Genomic DNA, 16422 nt, shown 5'->3' on the forward strand with positions numbered 1-16422 from the left:
TGCTTCAGCGCCTATCTATTATGTCGATTAACTAACTTGGTATATCACAGCCCCATAGCTCAATGGAGGGCTGCTCAGTGGTAGGCTCACCCACCCAATAACTCATAGAATGGCATTGTTGCCCAGCCTGAGTCGATGACACACATAACTGATAATCGCCTGCTTCTGGAGTGCGGCCCAACTTTAGCATTGGCAAAATAGGCAAATGCGGTTTGTAGTGCCAACTGCCATCTTTTAACACTGCATCGGCAGGGATCTCCATTCCTGCGCCACTGCCTTTTACTCTTGCTTGTTCTAAAATAAAACCTTCATTAGTTAATCGATAATCTTCGGCCCAACGAATTTTCTCAATAGTGTGAGTCCAAGACAATGTCATCTGTTCAGCAGGCACTTGAGCCCATATTGTGCCTGCTAAACCCAAACATAGCCCTAGCATTATTCGCCCTGCGCTAAACGTTTTAGCTTACGTGCTCGCCATACGTGGTGCAAAATAAACACCAGTGCCAAACCAAAGCCTAACTCATCACTTAGCGGTGTCGCCATAATTAAACTGCCACCAGCAATAAAGCCTAAAACACGTTCCCACCAATAAAGGTTTTGTAATAAGTAGCCGGTAAATATCACGCCCCAAATACCTATAGCAACCGTCGCTTTAAGGACCACATAAACCGTTTCTAGCACACCACCACTTTGGAGCATTAACGCAGGGTCGTACACCGCCATAAACGGAATAATAAACCCAGCAATGGCAATGCGAATGGCCCATAAACTGATTTTTAAGCCTTTCTCTTTGGCGATTGGCGCCGCGGCGAAACACGCCAGGGCAACGGGTGGTGTAAGGTCTGCCATAATGCCAAAATAAAACACAAACATGTGCGACACAATTAACGGTACGCCTAAATCCAGTAACGCTGGCGCGGCAATTGAGCTGGTAATAATGTAATTAGGAATTGTCGGGATCCCCATACCTAATACCAAACACGTCACCATCGTCAGCACTAAAGACAAGAATAAGTTATCTTGGCCGACAGCCAGAATATAGCCGGCAAACGTTGAAGCAATACCGGTTAGTGACACAACACCAATAATCACGCCCACTAGCGCACAAGCAATACCTACAGGTACTGCATGTCGCGCACCTTCAACTAACGCATGCACACATAATGTTAGGGTTTCTTTGCCACCTTTAACAAACCAACAAATCACCACCAGCATAGCGATAACGCCAAACATCACCCCTATACCTAACTGGAAAAATCCTGCACATAACACCCCTAGCGCTATCCAAAAAGCAAACCGCATAGCAGCTGATGATAGATTGAGAATAATGGCCGAACCTAAAATAACAATCGCAGTGAGTGCTAAGCCAACCATGCCAGAAAACAGCGGTGTACGACCTGAAAATAACAAACCAATCAAAATAAATAGTGGAATTAATAAGTACCAACGCAACTTAATAGCTGCCCACGGATCCGGACATTGGTCTTTAGGTAAACCAGATAAATTGGCGCGTTTAGCTTCTAAATGCACCATCCAGAACACCGAACAAAAATACAATACCGCGGGGATCATCGCTGCTTTAGCAATTTCAATAAATTGCACATTAATGGTTTCTGCCATAATAAAGGCCACGGCGCCCATAATCGGCGGCATAATTTGGCTGCCCATACTGGATGTGGCTTCTACCCCACCCGCAAAAGCAGACCGATAACCAAAGCGCTTCATTAACGGAATAGTAAACTGGCCGGTGGTGACCACATTGGCAACTCCCGAACCGGTAATGGTGCCCATGAGTGCTGAAGACACCACCGACACTTTTGCAGGCCCACCCACTTTATGGCCAAATAAGCCCATAGCAAAGTCGGTAAATAAGCGGATCATGCCTGCTTGCTCTAAAAAGGCACCAAACAGAATAAACAAGAAAATATAGGTCGCGGATACATAAGTTGGCGTGCCATATAAGCCTTCGGTACCAAAGGCCAACTGGTTAACTATTTGATCGAAACCATAACCTCGATGCATCAATTCACCGGGTAAATACTCGCCAAATAAACCATAGGCCAAAAAAATACCACAAATAATCGGCAGGGCTATTCCCATCACTCGTCTTGCGGCTTCAAACACTAAAGCGACTAACACCACACCAATAATCATGTCATTTTGGGTTAAATCACCAGAACGTTGAATTAAGTCTGCTTCGAACACCCATTGATAAACCGCGGTAGCCATACCCGCTAAACCGAGTATCCATGCCAAAGGTTGCCATGGCTGACTCTTGCCTATACCTGGGTAGCTAATAAACACCACTAATAATAAAAAGCCCACGTGTACGGCGCGCAATACTTGTGTCGAAACTGGATGAAATGCCGCGGTGGTAATTTGGAAAATAGAAAAAATCAATGCTACTGCAAACAAGGCTTTTGGCCAGTTGCGAGTATCGGCACTTAAGCCTTGCTCTGGTTCGTTAATTTGGGTTGGATCGCTCATGGTATGCCTCGACACTTACTACAACTAATAACCTCAGCTCAGAAAAATGAGTCAATTAACAATGACGTTGACTCAATCAGTCACTCTTGATCTAAAACGGAAGTTAGCAAATATGGTTGAAAGACAGAAATAAACAAGCGCTTGCTGGGTTTACCAAACAAGCGCTGTTAACTTAATACTATTACTTATAGCGCATTCACTTCTTTGTAATAGCGTTCTGCACCTGGGTGTAGTGGGATAGGCAGATCTTTTGCCGCTGTGGCTAAACTGATCGCCTTCGCAGCTGAGTGAGCAGTACCTAAACGGTCTAGGTTTTCAAACATCAGCTTAGTCATTTGATAAGCAATCTCATCAGACACCTTGCTGTGACTTACCAATAAGTTTTGTATCGCAACAGTACTCACATCTTCTGTTTGGCCTTCATAAGTATTAGCCGTAATCACCCCAACTTGATAAGCAGGATTATTAATTTTAGCGACAACATCTGCAGGGATAGCCACAAAGTTGATATCCATTGTTGCGGCTAAATCACGAATGGCTGCCATACCTAAACCAGACGATTGTAAAGTCGCATCCAATTGGCGGTTTTTAATCAGCTCAACAGATTCGGCATAAGGCAAAAACTCCACTTTACCCATATCGTCGTAACTGAGTCCTGCTGCTGCAAATATAGCACGCGCGTTAAGTTCAGTACCTGATTTTGGCGCCCCAACAGAAATACGTTTACCTTTTAAATCTGCAAGACTATTAATACCAGCATCTTTATTGGCGACAATCTGAATATAGTTAGAATATGTTGCTGCAATAACACGTAATTTTTTAAGCGGCGCTTTAAAACCGGCTTCCTGATCACCTTCCCACGCTGCCGATACTGAATCACCTAGAGCAAGCGCTAATTCACCACGCCCAGCTTGTAGTAAATTGAGGTTTTCAACCGACGCTTTAGTCGCTTGAACAGAGGTTTTAGATCCCTCAATGCCATTGCTGTAAAGTTGAGATAAAGCCACACCGATAGGATAGTAAACGCCACTGGTGCCACCGGTGAGAATATTGATAAATGTCGGCGCGGCCATAACAGCCGTACTAATAGATAGCGCTGCAGCCGCGCCAATCATGCAAAAACGTTTGGTTAATTTCATCCTGCAATATCCTTATTTTTTATATTGTTATGAGTATTATTGTGTAGTTACACTACCACTGACATCCAGTGCAATCTATATAGACTAAAGGCTAATAACATCATTATAAATCGCCTTTATTCCGTGATTTCAGTTACTTCGATATTAAACCAATAGCAACATTAGCATTTCTCATCACCAACTTGCTCTAGGGCAGTCTGAGCAGTAAGCAATAAATACTCTGCCATCAACGAGTATAGTTAATTGAAATAAAAAGGTGCCAACAATGTCGGCACCTTTTTAGTCTATTCTGTTCGCCCTCATTAAATGAAAGGCTGAAATACAGTTAATCTTACATATTCATACAGTTAGCATAATATGTCACTGTGGCAGGCCAGTCAGAAAACACACCCATTACTCCGACATCTTTTGCCAGTACATCTAACAGCTCAAAAGTATCACCTTCGTTATCTATCACGTCAGCAATACTCTGATAATACCAACCACCACCGCCTTGACTCAGTGGCCCAGACCGCTCTAATGACCAAGCAATCATCTTCAACCCAGCGGCACTTGCTGCTTTGGCATATTCAGATGGCACTATCGCGTTATTGTCTCCCACAGTAACCAGCATCCATAATGGCGGCGCAATAATCTTGACCCCGTCTGCTGCTAGAGTGTCCATACTCGGTGACCATGTGGCACTGTTCTGTGGATCAAAACCACTCAGATCATAACGATCGTCAAGGTATACCGCTTGATCGGCAAATTCAGGCGCATTGGCTATCCAATATTTTACATCGTCTAAATTAAACGATTGTGGAAACACTTGCGATGCATCAACGCCTGCTGCGGCATATTCATCTAACATTTTTTGGGCGTAGTCTTGTTGAGTAAAACCATCATACGGCATGCTGATACTGGCCGACTTAAGCTCGGGAGTCATCTTTACTCCAGCAGCTTTGAACAAGGCGATACTTTCAGCGTGAGTCATTAACGTGCCATTACCTGCATATAAGTCGGTGCGCCAATTTGGAGTGCCATCCATAAACTCTTCAACTGTAGTGGCATTAGGGTTAAAGCCGTCCATTTTGCCTTTTAAGGTTGTAAACTCTGCAAGACTAATATCGCTGGTACAACAGGTTGCCGTTGCACTCACGCCATTGACGGCATCAGCTGGTGAAAATGGCACTGAACATTTATTAGCTAGGGCTGGGATAGCCAGAATATTGGTGGTAGTGGCTAAATCACACTGCGAGTGACGGCAAACTAACTCTTTATCTGCGGTAAACGTCACGTCACATTCCACAATACCTGCGCCCGAATCGATGGCTGCTTGATAGGCTTCTTTGGTATGTTCAGGAAACTGCATTGACGCACCGCGGTGGCCAATAGAAAAGTCTGTACGGTAAAATGAATTTGAAGCACATTGCGCTAATTGATCTTTTAACTCACTGTCTTGCATTTGACCGACTAAAAATAGCGGCCTCGGGCCCACTTGGGCGCTAACACTTTTATCCACTTCTGCAGTGGTGTCATTATTATCGTTACTGTTACACCCCGAAATCCATAACATACTGGTTAAAACCGAAATGATACCCAGTGTTACACTTTTTTTCCTTGTCATCTTATTGCTCCATGTTGTAATGCTGTAATGTCAGTTGTAATGGTTTGCTAAAAATTTCATCATCTGTAACAGCTTACGCAATGAATATGACTGAATTATCGAATTATTATGACAACCTTCGTTTCTTCTGTTTTATCGACCGATTGAATAATATAAAACATGACCCTAACTGCGGTAACGGTATATAGACAAGCAAATAAACGATAGTGAGTTAACGGCTAACGATGAGGTCCACAATGGCAAACACAACCCTTTATTATGTTCACGATCCAATGTGCAGTTGGTGTTGGGGATACCGCCCCACATGGGATGCTCTGCAAGTTCAACTACAACAGCAGTTTGGCCAGCAATTGAGTCTACACTATCTAGTCGGTGGTTTAGCGCCCGACTCAGCAGAACCAATGCCACACCCCATGCAGCAAATGCTACAACAAACCTGGCATAAGATTAACCAACAATTAGGTACAGAATTTAATCACGACTTTTGGCAGCTCTGCCAACCAAGGCGTTCAACGTATCCAGCATGCAGAGCCAGCATAATTGCTCGCCAATATGGGCTTGAGCAACAGATGATCAACGCTATCCAACAGGCTTATTATCTTAATGCACACAACCCATCTGATGTTGATACTTTAGTATCGATTGCGACTCAATTAGGGATCCCTGCAGACTTATTCACAGAGCAATTAAACGCTGATGAAACAGAAGATAAATTGCTCAAAGAAATCAATTTTGCTCGCCAACTTCCCATTCAAGGATTCCCCTCATTAGTGCTTATGGTCGATAACAACGCCTACCCTATTAGGCTTGATTATCATCAATGGCAAACCAGTTTGGCAGACATACAAACAATCTTGTTAACAGCCCAACCGAGTTGATTAGTGCTTTAGGGTATTAGGACATTAGGACTTAATGACTCTGCGCAACGTCACTTAAGATATAAAGCATGCACGACGTTGATTAGCCTTTGGCCTTAATGCCCAATATCCTATACTCTTGCACGTCGAAAATGACAAAGCCTCACACAGGCTAGTTAAACATAAAATGAGGCAGTGAATGACAGATCGTAAACGAGGTTTTTTCGGTTGGACATGGTTTGTCATGTGGCGCTTTTTGCTACTACTGGCGCTATTACTATTGGTACTAAGATTTGTACCGCCACCGACAACGTCATTTATGCTGCAAAGCGATTATCCGGTTAGTCAGCACTGGGTAAGTATTGATGAGCTGCCTGCGCACATGCCATTAGCAGTAGTAGCCGCAGAAGATCAGTTGTTTCCCGAACACTTCGGGGTCGATATTAACTCCATCACTAAAGCCCTTAACCAGTACGACGATGGCGAAGGCCTGCGTGGTGCCAGTACCATCACCCAACAAACCGCAAAAAATCTGTTACTTTGGCCGGGTAGAAACTTTGTTCGCAAAGGGTTAGAAGCCATGTTGGCCGTGAGCCTTGAAGCCATTTGGGGCAAAAAACGTATCTTAGAGGTGTACTTAAACGTAGCAGAGTTTGGTAAAGGTATTTATGGCGTAGAAGCGGCGAGTCAGCACTATTTTAATAAATCGGCCCGCTATCTATCCAACAACGAAGCGGCGCGCCTAGCAGTGTTGTTGCCGAGTCCGCGTAACCGAAACCCTAACAATTTAACCCCATACCTGCGCCAAAGAGTCGCTTGGGGTGAAAAACAAATGCGTCAACTTGGTTCTGGCTATTTAAAGCCTATTCTTACCAATTAACCGCCATCAGTTGCCCGTTGTTATTGCTCTTTGTTAAGAGCAATAACAACTCGAACTGCCCTTCATGTTTAAAAGATCAAAATATTGATCATTGATAAGCCTTTAGCCTTTAATATCATTCAAAAAATACTTTTCTCTTCCAATCGTCATCATGTGGCGAAAACATGATGCCTACTCGCAAGCCAGATGAAAGCCGGAATTAACAGGATTTGAACTATTTTTACTGTTAGAATGCGACCTCATTTTTATCCGCTTTTACGATCAAGGCAGGCTATGACCGTTCTTCTAATGACTCCACCGATGACCCAGCTGAATACACCGTATCCAGCAACAGCGTATTTAACCGGTTTTTTACGCTCACGAGGCTATGAGGCGGTTCAGCGAGATCCTGCGATTGAGCTTTTTCTTGAGATGATGACAGCACCTGCGCTGGACATTATTCGTCAGCACGTAGAAGAAAACTTCGAACACTTTGAAGACGACGAACTGCCAGATGTCATTTTTAACTTTCTGGCTGAATTTGAGCGTTATCACCTAACTGTGGAGCCTGCCATTCGCTTTTTACAGGGCAAAGACCCAAGCCTTGCAATGCGGATTAATACCCGACGTTTTTTACCCGAAGGCCCAGCGTTTGATGCAATTGCTGAGATGGAAGCGGTATCTGGCGACGTGTTGCAAGCAGCCTTTGGTAATTTAGGCGTACAAGATAAAGCCAAATATCTGGCCACCCTGTTTATTAATGATCTGTCGAACGTTATTACCCAAGGTGTTGATCCCTACTTTGAAGTCAGCCGTTATGGCGAAAAGCTAGCGGCGGCCAACCCAAGCTTTGACAACCTCTACGACACCTTAATGGGTGAAGCAAGTTTTAGCTCTGAAATTTTGGAGCAATTGGTCGAGATGTATCTGGAAGACACCCAACCAAGTGTCGTCGCATTAACCGTGCCGTTTCCCGGTAATATGCTAGGCGCTTTACGTATTGCCCAAACCTGTAAAGCCATTAATCCAGACATTCCTATCGTCATGGGTGGCGGCTTTGTGAATACTGAACTGCGCGCACTAAAAGATCCGCGCGTATTTGAATTTGTCGACTTTATCTGTCTGGATGACGGCGAACGCCCGCTTATCACTTTGCTGGAATACTTTGAAGGCAAACGTGAAATAGACGATTTAGTGCGTACTTACTTCCTTGCAGAAGATGAAAATGGCCAACCTTATGTCCACTTAAATCAAAATGATCAGCTGCACGATATTCCACAATCTGAGGTCGGCGCACCCGTTTACGACGGTCTGCCATTGGGCGACTACCTGTCTTTATGTGAAATGCTCAACCCAATGCACCGCATTTGGAGTGACGGACGTTGGAACAAACTGACCATCGCCCACGGCTGTTACTGGCGTAAATGCAGCTTCTGCGACGTCAGTTTGGACTATATCGACCGCTACGATACCGCTGGCGCCGATGCCTTGGTTGACCGTATCGTAGAGCTTGTTGAAGAAACCGGACAAACAGGTTTCCATTTTGTCGATGAAGCCTTACCGCCAAAAACATTGTTTGCCTTTGCAAAACGTCTCATAGAACGCGGCGTAGTGATCAGTTGGTGGGGCAATATTCGTTTTGAACGTACTTTTAGCCCAGCGCGTTGCCAATTACTGGCAGACTCAGGTTGTATCGCAGTCAGCGGCGGACTTGAAGTGGCGTCAGATCGACTACTTAAACTGATGAAAAAAGGCGTGAGTGTTGAGCGCGTCGCCCACGTCACCAAAGCATTCAGTGATGCCGGAATATTGGTTCACGCTTACTTGATGTATGGCTTCCCGACACAAACCGAACAAGAAACCATAGACTCGCTAGAAATGGTGCGTCAGATGATGGAACAAGGTTGTTTCCAGTCAGCCTATTGGCATCGTTTTGTCGCCACCATTCACAGCCCGATAGGCATGAATCCAGAGCAATTTGGTATCACCCTTGCTGAACGCCCTGAAATTTTATTTGCTGAAAACGATGTCGACTTCACCGACCCGACCGGAACAGATCATGAAATGCTTGGCGAAGGACTGCGTAAAGCAATCTACAACTACATGCACGGTATCGGTTTTGATCAACCAATGAGTTTCTGGTTCAACGAACCCGTTACCCGCACTTCAATGAAGAAAGACCTAATATCAAAAGCGATTAGCAACTTTATTCTTAGTAATGAAGAGTAGGTATTAAAGAGTAACTAGGGCTATCTCATTGGAATAACTAAACGCAGCCTAAATAATTGGCAGTCAAATTCTGCTATACAGGCGCATCATGGCCCTACTTAATATAAGAAAGAGTTAGTGGGTCCAAGATTAGAATATTGAAGGTTGATTTATCACTGTTCTGCATAGAGAATAGCACCCAAATACAGTGATACATAAAGCATAGGAACGGCAATAAGATGATGACAAAATGGGCGACACGCTTTTTACAAATGGCCGAGCTCGTAGCATCTTGGAGTAAAGATCCCTCCACCCGAGTTGGTGCAGTGATCACTGAAAACAATCGCATCGTCTCGCTAGGTTTTAATGGTTATCCTCACGGAATATCAGATAGTGCTGAAACCGATAACCGTGAAATGAAACTGCTAAAAACGCTCCATGCAGAAGAAAATGCCATTCTGCATGCCAAACGAGATCTCAGTAGCTGTGAAATTTGGGTGACCCACTTTCCTTGCCCAAACTGCGCCGCCAAGATTATCCAAACTGGATTGCGCGCCGTACATAGCCCAAAGCCCAACGAAGATTTCCTGTCGCGTTGGGGGGATAAGATTAAAGTCAGCCAAGATATGTTTGAGCAAGCTGGCGTTCAAGTCGATTGGATGCAAGTAGATTAACCCTACTTTTTCACCGTCGTTCCGGAAATGCGGTTGAGCCGGAATCCAGGTGTTTATTCTTTGCATTTATGGCCTGCGTGGCACTTCATCATAGTAAAGGGTGAACAGTCTAGCTTCACTTTACTAGCTGGCTTTAAAAGGCTAGGTAAAAATTTAACAATGGATGCCATGATTAATTCGTGTCGTTTACAAGCTTTCTAAGAATATTTGCCAAGTAAAAAATAACAACCACAGAAGGCCAAGCATAAAAGCAACATCTTCTTTAATCGATGAGCCAAACTCTGAGCTATTATCACCAAAAAAGTAACCTACCGGTTTGGAGTATATTACTGCCGCTAAGCATAAACCTGGCACAAGATAATACAGCACCCAATCTTCTAAATACGTGCTTGTTTCATCGACACCCATTACAACGTAACTGTGCCCATACATCAGCAAATAGACTATGTATATTAGTACAAGAATAACGGCAAAATACTTACCCCATTTCCATTTTTTTAAATTATCCGAAAGCGACAAATCGAATTCATGATTTGAATAAATGCCAAAAAAGATCAATGGCAGTATCAGTAAACAAATGCCTAGAAAAGTACTCAAAATACAGCTCTCTCCAGAAATTTAATAATGGGAATTTAATAATGGGTGGCATGGTTAACGCCTTTACCCTGCCCCACTAAATTCACCTTTAAATTCACTTTTACCACTTTTATAAGCGATTAAAAGAAGTAGTGAATGATCAAAAAAACAACTATTTATTGTCCTGCTTTAATGACTTCTTGTACAAAAAATTATTCTTTCTTTGTTAAATAATTAACATAGTTAATTTCATTTGTATGATTTGACTCGAAAGCATAGCCTTCATAGGTAATTGATAAGTTATTTGATAAATACAAAAGGTTATTATAAATTTCTACGTTTACAGTCATTTCCCATAGAGGCTCTTGAAAAACTTCGACAACAATAAATTTATCATTTGTATCACGATTCGATTCGGGATAGCTGTAGGGATTAATTGTTTGTGAAATAGATTCTACAGGGGTTCCTGCACAATCAGAGGTATTATATTTATGTTCAATTATTTCTAAATTGTCACTAGTTAAGACTAATTCATTTGTATAATATGCCAAATTTTTCCTTTCGCCACAATTTGATAACCATGAACCAGTCAGATCGAATGTTTCATCAATAGGCACAGATACAATGGGAGGTACTACACTTTCGCCTTCCACTTCAGAATTGCCACCGCCACAACCGTACAATGTTACGAAAGCAATGCAAATGACGAACCTAATGAGAAAATAGTTAGTAAGTTTTGTATTTATATTAGAATACACAGAAATTCCTTTTATATATGCTAAGCGGATAACGAATGCTTAGGGGCAATTAACAGTTGACCACCATTGCGCCAAGCCAACAGAAAATTGTCGCAGTGAGTTTACGAACAAAAACTATGCCCCCACTTTTACTATTAATTAACATAACTGCTTTTAATTTTGATTGCTAGGCATCAGTCCTATTCAAATGTAAAAATTGAGCGCTAGATGTAAAATGCTGATCCAGAATAACGAATGCCTAAAAAAGTACTCAAAATACAGCTCGTTCCAGAAATTTAACAATGGGTAGCATGGTTAATTCGATAACTATCACATCAAACAGCGCGTTTTCTCGAGCTGTTAATTACATAATAAAGAGTCATTCGGGCTTATTCAACACTTGGGATAGGACGCAGCTTCGCGCGGCCTATCCTTATTAGTTATATGCGAAAAACACTAAACCTTAGTTTTCACTTAAGGTTTGCTCTATTGTTACTTGGTTATGTAGTAACAAAGTAGACCACACTGTTACGCCAGTATAAATAACTGTAGATAATGCAATTACAACAGTTAGAGCCACTATTGATTTCTGATGCTTATTTTGCGATTTAGAGCTTTCTTCTACTGCTTTTTGGTGCTCTTTCTGATTGTTCGCTTGCAACTCAATCGCTGATATTAGTCTATTACCAACACCTACGATTCGATCAGTAGTCTGACTAGTTTGACTAGTTTGACTATATTCCAATTTAAAACTCCGACTCTTTGAATAGCATATAACGCCTCCTACAGAGGCAAGGGACTTGTCCTATGTTAGGACTTGTTAACTTTAAAACCCTACAAATGAGGGTAAATTAGGAGATAAATAATGCCAGGCAATAGCACCAACAATAAAGATAAGCCCCCCTATGATAAGGTACTGTGGTTTGCTGTTTTGCCAATTAGTTTGACTCTCTCTTTTATAGTCAATTATCTTGGCTTCGTGGAGAGATTTATCAATATGCTTCAATGCTTCTAATGCCTTTTCAGGTACTGGGTGACTTTTAGCAAAAGAGTTAGATACTAAATCTGAGAAGTAATCTTTTAATATGATTTTATCTTCTTTGGATAATCTTGAGTCATAAGCTTTACCAAGATTTTCATTATAAGTATCTATACTAGAATCAATTTTAATCAAAATATAAACCTATTTAACAGAAGTAATAAATTATGAACAAAAATGAATATATAAGTTTCCTTGAGAACGCACTAGAGGAAGCTATAACAACATTAGACGAGTGCAAACCTCTTATAGCTTCTAGTACTAATAACTTAATGGATTCACTTATACTAAAATCTATAGTTTCGAATCCAACCAACCAGATAAATCATCTTTGAAATCAGTGAGAGACTCAGAGATAGTTTTATCCGTGTTGCTGTGTTTATCTAATAACTCCTGAAACTTGGATTGACCTTCTAAGGTTGCTAGTAGTTCATAACGGGTTTGTTAATAGCATAATCTTCTTTTAAACGGGCAACCCTATCTTGAAACTCTTTAGCTCTCTTCATCATATCTGACATATAGACCTCCTTGATCTGGGTTTTATAAGTTAACAGCTTATTGAACGGCTCGACCGATAAAGCCGCCCGTTTAAGTTATTGATTTATATCATCCTACATTTTGTATCTCATTGATGTAAAGCAATTTACTGACTCTTACACTCAAATATAAAACTGAAATTGCGCGTTAAAAGTGTGAATTTAAATGCTAAAAAATTAAATTAAACAATATCAATAAATTAGAAGTATTCCATTTTTCTCACCGTACTACTTTAGTTTGATTTTGATTACGTTTTTATGTTTCTAGCAAACGAACGGCGTGCTTCCAGTGGTACGCAACAAAGCGCTTTGTGTTCTTTTTTCGTTTGAAATTAATGGAGTCAAAATAAACTTTATTGGTTAGCAACCAGTCCAAAATTTTCATCACATTTGACTATCATTCATGGCGCCGTTAACTTGAACAGAGTAAAAAACTCATCACGCATTATCACGTATCAAATTAGCCCAAGGGATCACATGAATATATTGCAACGTTTTCGCCTACTGTCCACCAGCATATTAATGTGTTGTTTCTTTTTTAGTGCGGGAGTGTTCAGTGCGGAGAGCATGGCAAACATTGATACCAGCAAGCTTGGCGACATAAAAGCAATTAAATTTAATAACCAGCAAGTCATTACCGCGGGTTTACCCACAGAGCCGCAATTTGCACAGCTCGCTCAGGCGGGTATTAAAACCGTGATTAACCTCATTCCTAATGATAATCCAAACGCCTTAATCAATGAGCAGCAAATCGTCACTCAACTCGGTATGAATTATCACAATGTTAGCGTGGACTGGCAGCAGCCTACACAAGAAAATCTACAGCAATTTTTTAGCCTGATGGAGCAAAATGGCGACGCACCAGTGCTAGTGCATTGCGCGGCTAATTATCGTGCCTCAGCCTTTTATTACTTATACCAAGCCCGCCACAACAATGCGCCGTCAATGGCTGAAGCACTAACACCTTGGGGCGACTTACAACAAAGCTTTGCTGAATATCCTCAATGGCAACAACTGATAGAAGATGCAAAACAGCAATATCAAACCAAACAACAGTAATGTAAATACTGCGATCCCTTTGGCCAGTGCCGAATGAAAGTGCAGGATAAAATCCTGCACTTTCATCCTAACTAATTACCTGCCGCAGGCTTTAGAACAAATAATACCTCCGCTCTCTTCAACAAGTACTAGACAACAAGCACTAGCCAACTGAGTTAGATAGCCTTGTAATTCAATACTCATATTATTCAATACTCATATTATTCAATACTCATATTATTCAATACTCATATTATTCAAGATTGTCGTCCGACACCGCAAATAATCTCTAGGTACTAACGCTTATTTATAATCATGAATATTGCTCATGCTGCAGGTGAAATAAAACCGTTTTTCTTCATGTCCCGACCCACGTATAAATTACTCATGCTTTTAGCGCCAAACAATATTACAGCTGCTCCCTAATTAAGCCATCAGGCACAAAGCAGACAAAGCTGTCACAGCGACTTGTTGAGAAAATCAGCACTAATAGAACATATCGATAAACAGCAAAACGTAAATTCAGGCTTTTAAATCACAAAATTGGATACCAGATCATCATGAATAAAGATTTCACATTTACGATTAAGAGCATTCGCCTCGATGAAGATTATCATCCATCAGACAGTACACGTATCACCACCAACTTTGCTAATTTGGCCAGAGGAAGCTATCGCCAAGCAAACTTGCGCAACGCGTTAAAGATGATTGATAACAGTTTTAATGCCTTAGCGAATTGGGATAATCCTAAAGGCGATCGTTACTCCGTCGAACTTGAAATCATTTCTGTTGATATGGATATTGAAGGCAGTGGTAAAACCTTCCCATCGATTGAAATATTGAAAACGAATATTGTTGATCATCAAACTAACCAACGCATTGAAGGTATTGTAGGAAATAATTTTTCCTCTTATGTGCGGGATTATGATTTTAGCGTATTACTGCAGGCTCATAATAAAGACCAGCCCAACTTTAGTATTCCAGATAACTTTGGTGAGCTGCATGGCAAACTGTTTCAGTATTTTGTTAATTCAAATGCTTACAAACAAAATTTTAAGAAAACACCTGTTATCTGCCTTAGTGTTTCAGATAACAAGACCTATCATCGAACTGAAAATCAGCATCCTGTATTGGGGGTTGAATACCAGCCAAATGAGTCGTCTTTGACTGAGCAGTATTTCAAAAAAATGGGACTACAGGTACGTTATTTTATGCCGCCAAATAGTGTTGCGCCGTTGGCTTTCCATTTCTTTGGTGATCTACTTAATGATTACACTAATCTTGAGCTTATCAGCACCATCAGCACTATGGGAACCTTTCAAAAAATCTACCGACCAGAGATTTATAATGCGAATGCCGCTGCTGGAAAGTCCTATCAACCCAATTTGAAGAACCTAGATCATTCATTAACGCAAATTGTTTATGATCGAGAAGAACGTAGCAAGTTGGCTAATGAGCAGGGAAAGTTTGCTGAGAAGCACTTCATCAAACCCTATCAAACGGTGCTTGAGCAATGGTCTGCCAATTACGTTTAATCGCTGCGTTTAATCATTACACCCAACATACGGCATGACTTATTATGAAAACATTGATTAACAAAAGAATACTACCCACTTCAACTGCAGGCAGTTTACCTAAGCCCTCTTGGCTTGCTGAACCCGAAACACTTTGGTCAGCTTGGAAACTACAAGGTGAGGAATTAATTGAGGGCAAACAAGACGCTTTACGTTTGTCATTACAAGATCAACAACACGCAGGCATTGATATTGTTAGTGATGGTGAGCAAACACGCCAACATTTTGTGACTACGTTTATTGAACATCTTAACGGTGTTGATTTTAATAAGCGTAAAACCGTTAAAATTCGTGATCGCTATGATGCTAGTGTTCCAACGGTTGTCGGCCCTGTTAGTCGCCAAAAATCAGTTTTTGTTGAAGATGCCAAGTTTTTACGTCAGCAAACCACGCAACCCATTAAATGGGCTTTGCCTGGTCCCATGACAATGATTGATACGCTTTTTGATGACCATTATAAAAGTCGTGAAAAGCTAGCGTGGGAATTTGCTAAAATTCTTAATCAGGAAGCCAAAGAATTAGAAGCTGCAGGTGTTGATATTATTCAATTTGATGAGCCAGCATTTAATGTCTTTTTTGATGAGGTAAATGATTGGGGAATTGCTTGTTTAGAAAGAGCCATTGAAGGACTAAAGTGCGAAACGGCTGTGCATATTTGTTATGGCTATGGCATCAAAGCCAATACTGATTGGAAAAAAACACTGGGCTCAGAGTGGCGACAATATGAAAAAGCGTTCCCTAAACTGCAACAGTCTAATATCGATATTATCTCACTAGAATGTCACAACTCTCATGTGCCAATTGAGCTGCTTGAACTCATTCGAGGTAAAAAAGTGATGGTTGGTGCCATAGATGTAGCAAGTAATACGATTGAGACACCAGAGGAAGTCGCTAATACCCTCCGAAAAGCACTTCAGTACGTAGATGCCGATAAGCTTTATCCATGCACCAATTGTGGCATGGCGCCCTTACCTCATCATGTAGCAAGAGGTAAGTTACATGCCTTAAGTGCAGGGGCTGACATTGTTAGAAAAGAGCTATCGGCCAAAGGATTGTTGAACCTTAGGGATTAACATTTATTCAATCTACGGC

The 16422-nt window shown here is 41.5% G+C and carries 15 protein-coding genes; 7 read left to right on the top strand and 8 right to left on the bottom strand.

The features are described from left to right. Positions 1 to 31: 31 nt before the first annotated feature. The 4 genes from SFRI_RS18325 to SFRI_RS18340 form a co-directional block, all read right to left on the bottom strand. Positions 32 to 436 carry a DUF1850 domain-containing protein gene (locus SFRI_RS18325; protein ID WP_011638981.1) on the bottom strand — a complete coding sequence of 135 codons (405 nt, stop codon included), beginning with the start codon at positions 434 to 436 and terminating at the stop codon, positions 32 to 34. Beyond that, positions 436 to 2469, bottom strand: a complete 2034-nt coding sequence (locus SFRI_RS18330) for a TRAP transporter permease (RefSeq protein ID WP_041413767.1) — start codon at positions 2467 to 2469, stop codon at positions 436 to 438. Before SFRI_RS18330 ends, SFRI_RS18325 begins: the two co-directional genes overlap by 1 nt. A gap of 203 nt (positions 2470 to 2672) precedes the next feature. Continuing rightward, positions 2673 to 3626 (bottom strand): TAXI family TRAP transporter solute-binding subunit, encoded by a 954-nt coding sequence (locus SFRI_RS18335; protein ID WP_011638983.1) that lies wholly within the window; start codon positions 3624 to 3626, stop codon positions 2673 to 2675. 331 nt (positions 3627 to 3957) lie between these two features. Further along, on the bottom strand, positions 3958 to 5232 hold the full coding sequence (locus tag SFRI_RS18340) for a glycerophosphodiester phosphodiesterase family protein (RefSeq protein ID WP_011638984.1): 1275 nt from the start codon (positions 5230 to 5232) through the stop codon (positions 3958 to 3960). A 236-nt stretch (positions 5233 to 5468) separates the two neighbouring features. Here SFRI_RS18340 and SFRI_RS18345 point away from each other — a divergent pair, with 236 nt between their 5' ends. From SFRI_RS18345 to SFRI_RS18360, 4 genes are all read left to right on the top strand, one after another. Next, positions 5469 to 6110: a DsbA family protein gene (locus tag SFRI_RS18345; RefSeq protein ID WP_011638985.1), complete on the top strand. Its 642-nt coding sequence runs from the start codon at positions 5469 to 5471 to the stop codon at positions 6108 to 6110. Between the two features lie 178 nt (positions 6111 to 6288). Continuing rightward, positions 6289 to 6969 (top strand): monofunctional biosynthetic peptidoglycan transglycosylase, encoded by a 681-nt coding sequence (mtgA, locus tag SFRI_RS18350; RefSeq protein WP_011638986.1) that lies wholly within the window; start codon positions 6289 to 6291, stop codon positions 6967 to 6969. A gap of 273 nt (positions 6970 to 7242) precedes the next feature. After that, a complete protein-coding gene (locus SFRI_RS18355; protein WP_041413229.1) occupies positions 7243 to 9177 on the top strand; it encodes a B12-binding domain-containing radical SAM protein in 1935 nt (644 codons plus the stop codon). Between the two features lie 218 nt (positions 9178 to 9395). Continuing rightward, a complete protein-coding gene (locus SFRI_RS18360) occupies positions 9396 to 9830 on the top strand; it encodes a dCMP deaminase family protein (RefSeq protein WP_011638988.1) in 435 nt (144 codons plus the stop codon). Between the two features lie 186 nt (positions 9831 to 10016). On the opposite strand, the gene SFRI_RS21595 is transcribed toward SFRI_RS18360, so the two are convergent. From SFRI_RS21595 to SFRI_RS18380, 4 genes are all read right to left on the bottom strand, one after another. Continuing rightward, the gene (locus tag SFRI_RS21595; protein ID WP_011638989.1) at positions 10017 to 10427 is read right to left on the bottom strand and encodes a hypothetical protein; all 411 of its coding nucleotides are present in this window, start codon (positions 10425 to 10427) and stop codon (positions 10017 to 10019) included. Positions 10428 to 10618: 191 nt separating this feature from the next. Beyond that, positions 10619 to 11164 carry a hypothetical protein gene (locus tag SFRI_RS18370; protein WP_011638990.1) on the bottom strand — a complete coding sequence of 182 codons (546 nt, stop codon included), beginning with the start codon at positions 11162 to 11164 and terminating at the stop codon, positions 10619 to 10621. A gap of 442 nt (positions 11165 to 11606) precedes the next feature. After that, the gene (locus tag SFRI_RS18375) at positions 11607 to 11888 is read right to left on the bottom strand and encodes a hypothetical protein (RefSeq protein WP_011638991.1); all 282 of its coding nucleotides are present in this window, start codon (positions 11886 to 11888) and stop codon (positions 11607 to 11609) included. Positions 11889 to 11969: 81 nt separating this feature from the next. Next, positions 11970 to 12317 (bottom strand): hypothetical protein, encoded by a 348-nt coding sequence (locus SFRI_RS18380; RefSeq protein WP_011638992.1) that lies wholly within the window; start codon positions 12315 to 12317, stop codon positions 11970 to 11972. Positions 12318 to 13195: 878 nt separating this feature from the next. On the opposite strand from SFRI_RS18380, the gene SFRI_RS18385 reads away from it, so the two are divergent. From SFRI_RS18385 to SFRI_RS18395, 3 genes are all read left to right on the top strand, one after another. After that, positions 13196 to 13777 (top strand): protein tyrosine phosphatase family protein, encoded by a 582-nt coding sequence (locus SFRI_RS18385; protein WP_011638993.1) that lies wholly within the window; start codon positions 13196 to 13198, stop codon positions 13775 to 13777. A 539-nt stretch (positions 13778 to 14316) separates the two neighbouring features. Further along, positions 14317 to 15291, top strand: coding sequence for a DUF1852 domain-containing protein (locus SFRI_RS18390; protein WP_011638994.1), 975 nt, complete (start codon positions 14317 to 14319; stop codon positions 15289 to 15291). Between the two features lie 44 nt (positions 15292 to 15335). Further along, a complete protein-coding gene (locus tag SFRI_RS18395; protein ID WP_011638995.1) occupies positions 15336 to 16403 on the top strand; it encodes a methionine synthase in 1068 nt (355 codons plus the stop codon). Positions 16404 to 16422: the final 19 nt, after the last annotated feature.

This window comes from Shewanella frigidimarina NCIMB 400, assembly GCF_000014705.1.
Lineage (GTDB): Bacteria > Pseudomonadota > Gammaproteobacteria > Enterobacterales > Shewanellaceae > Shewanella > Shewanella frigidimarina.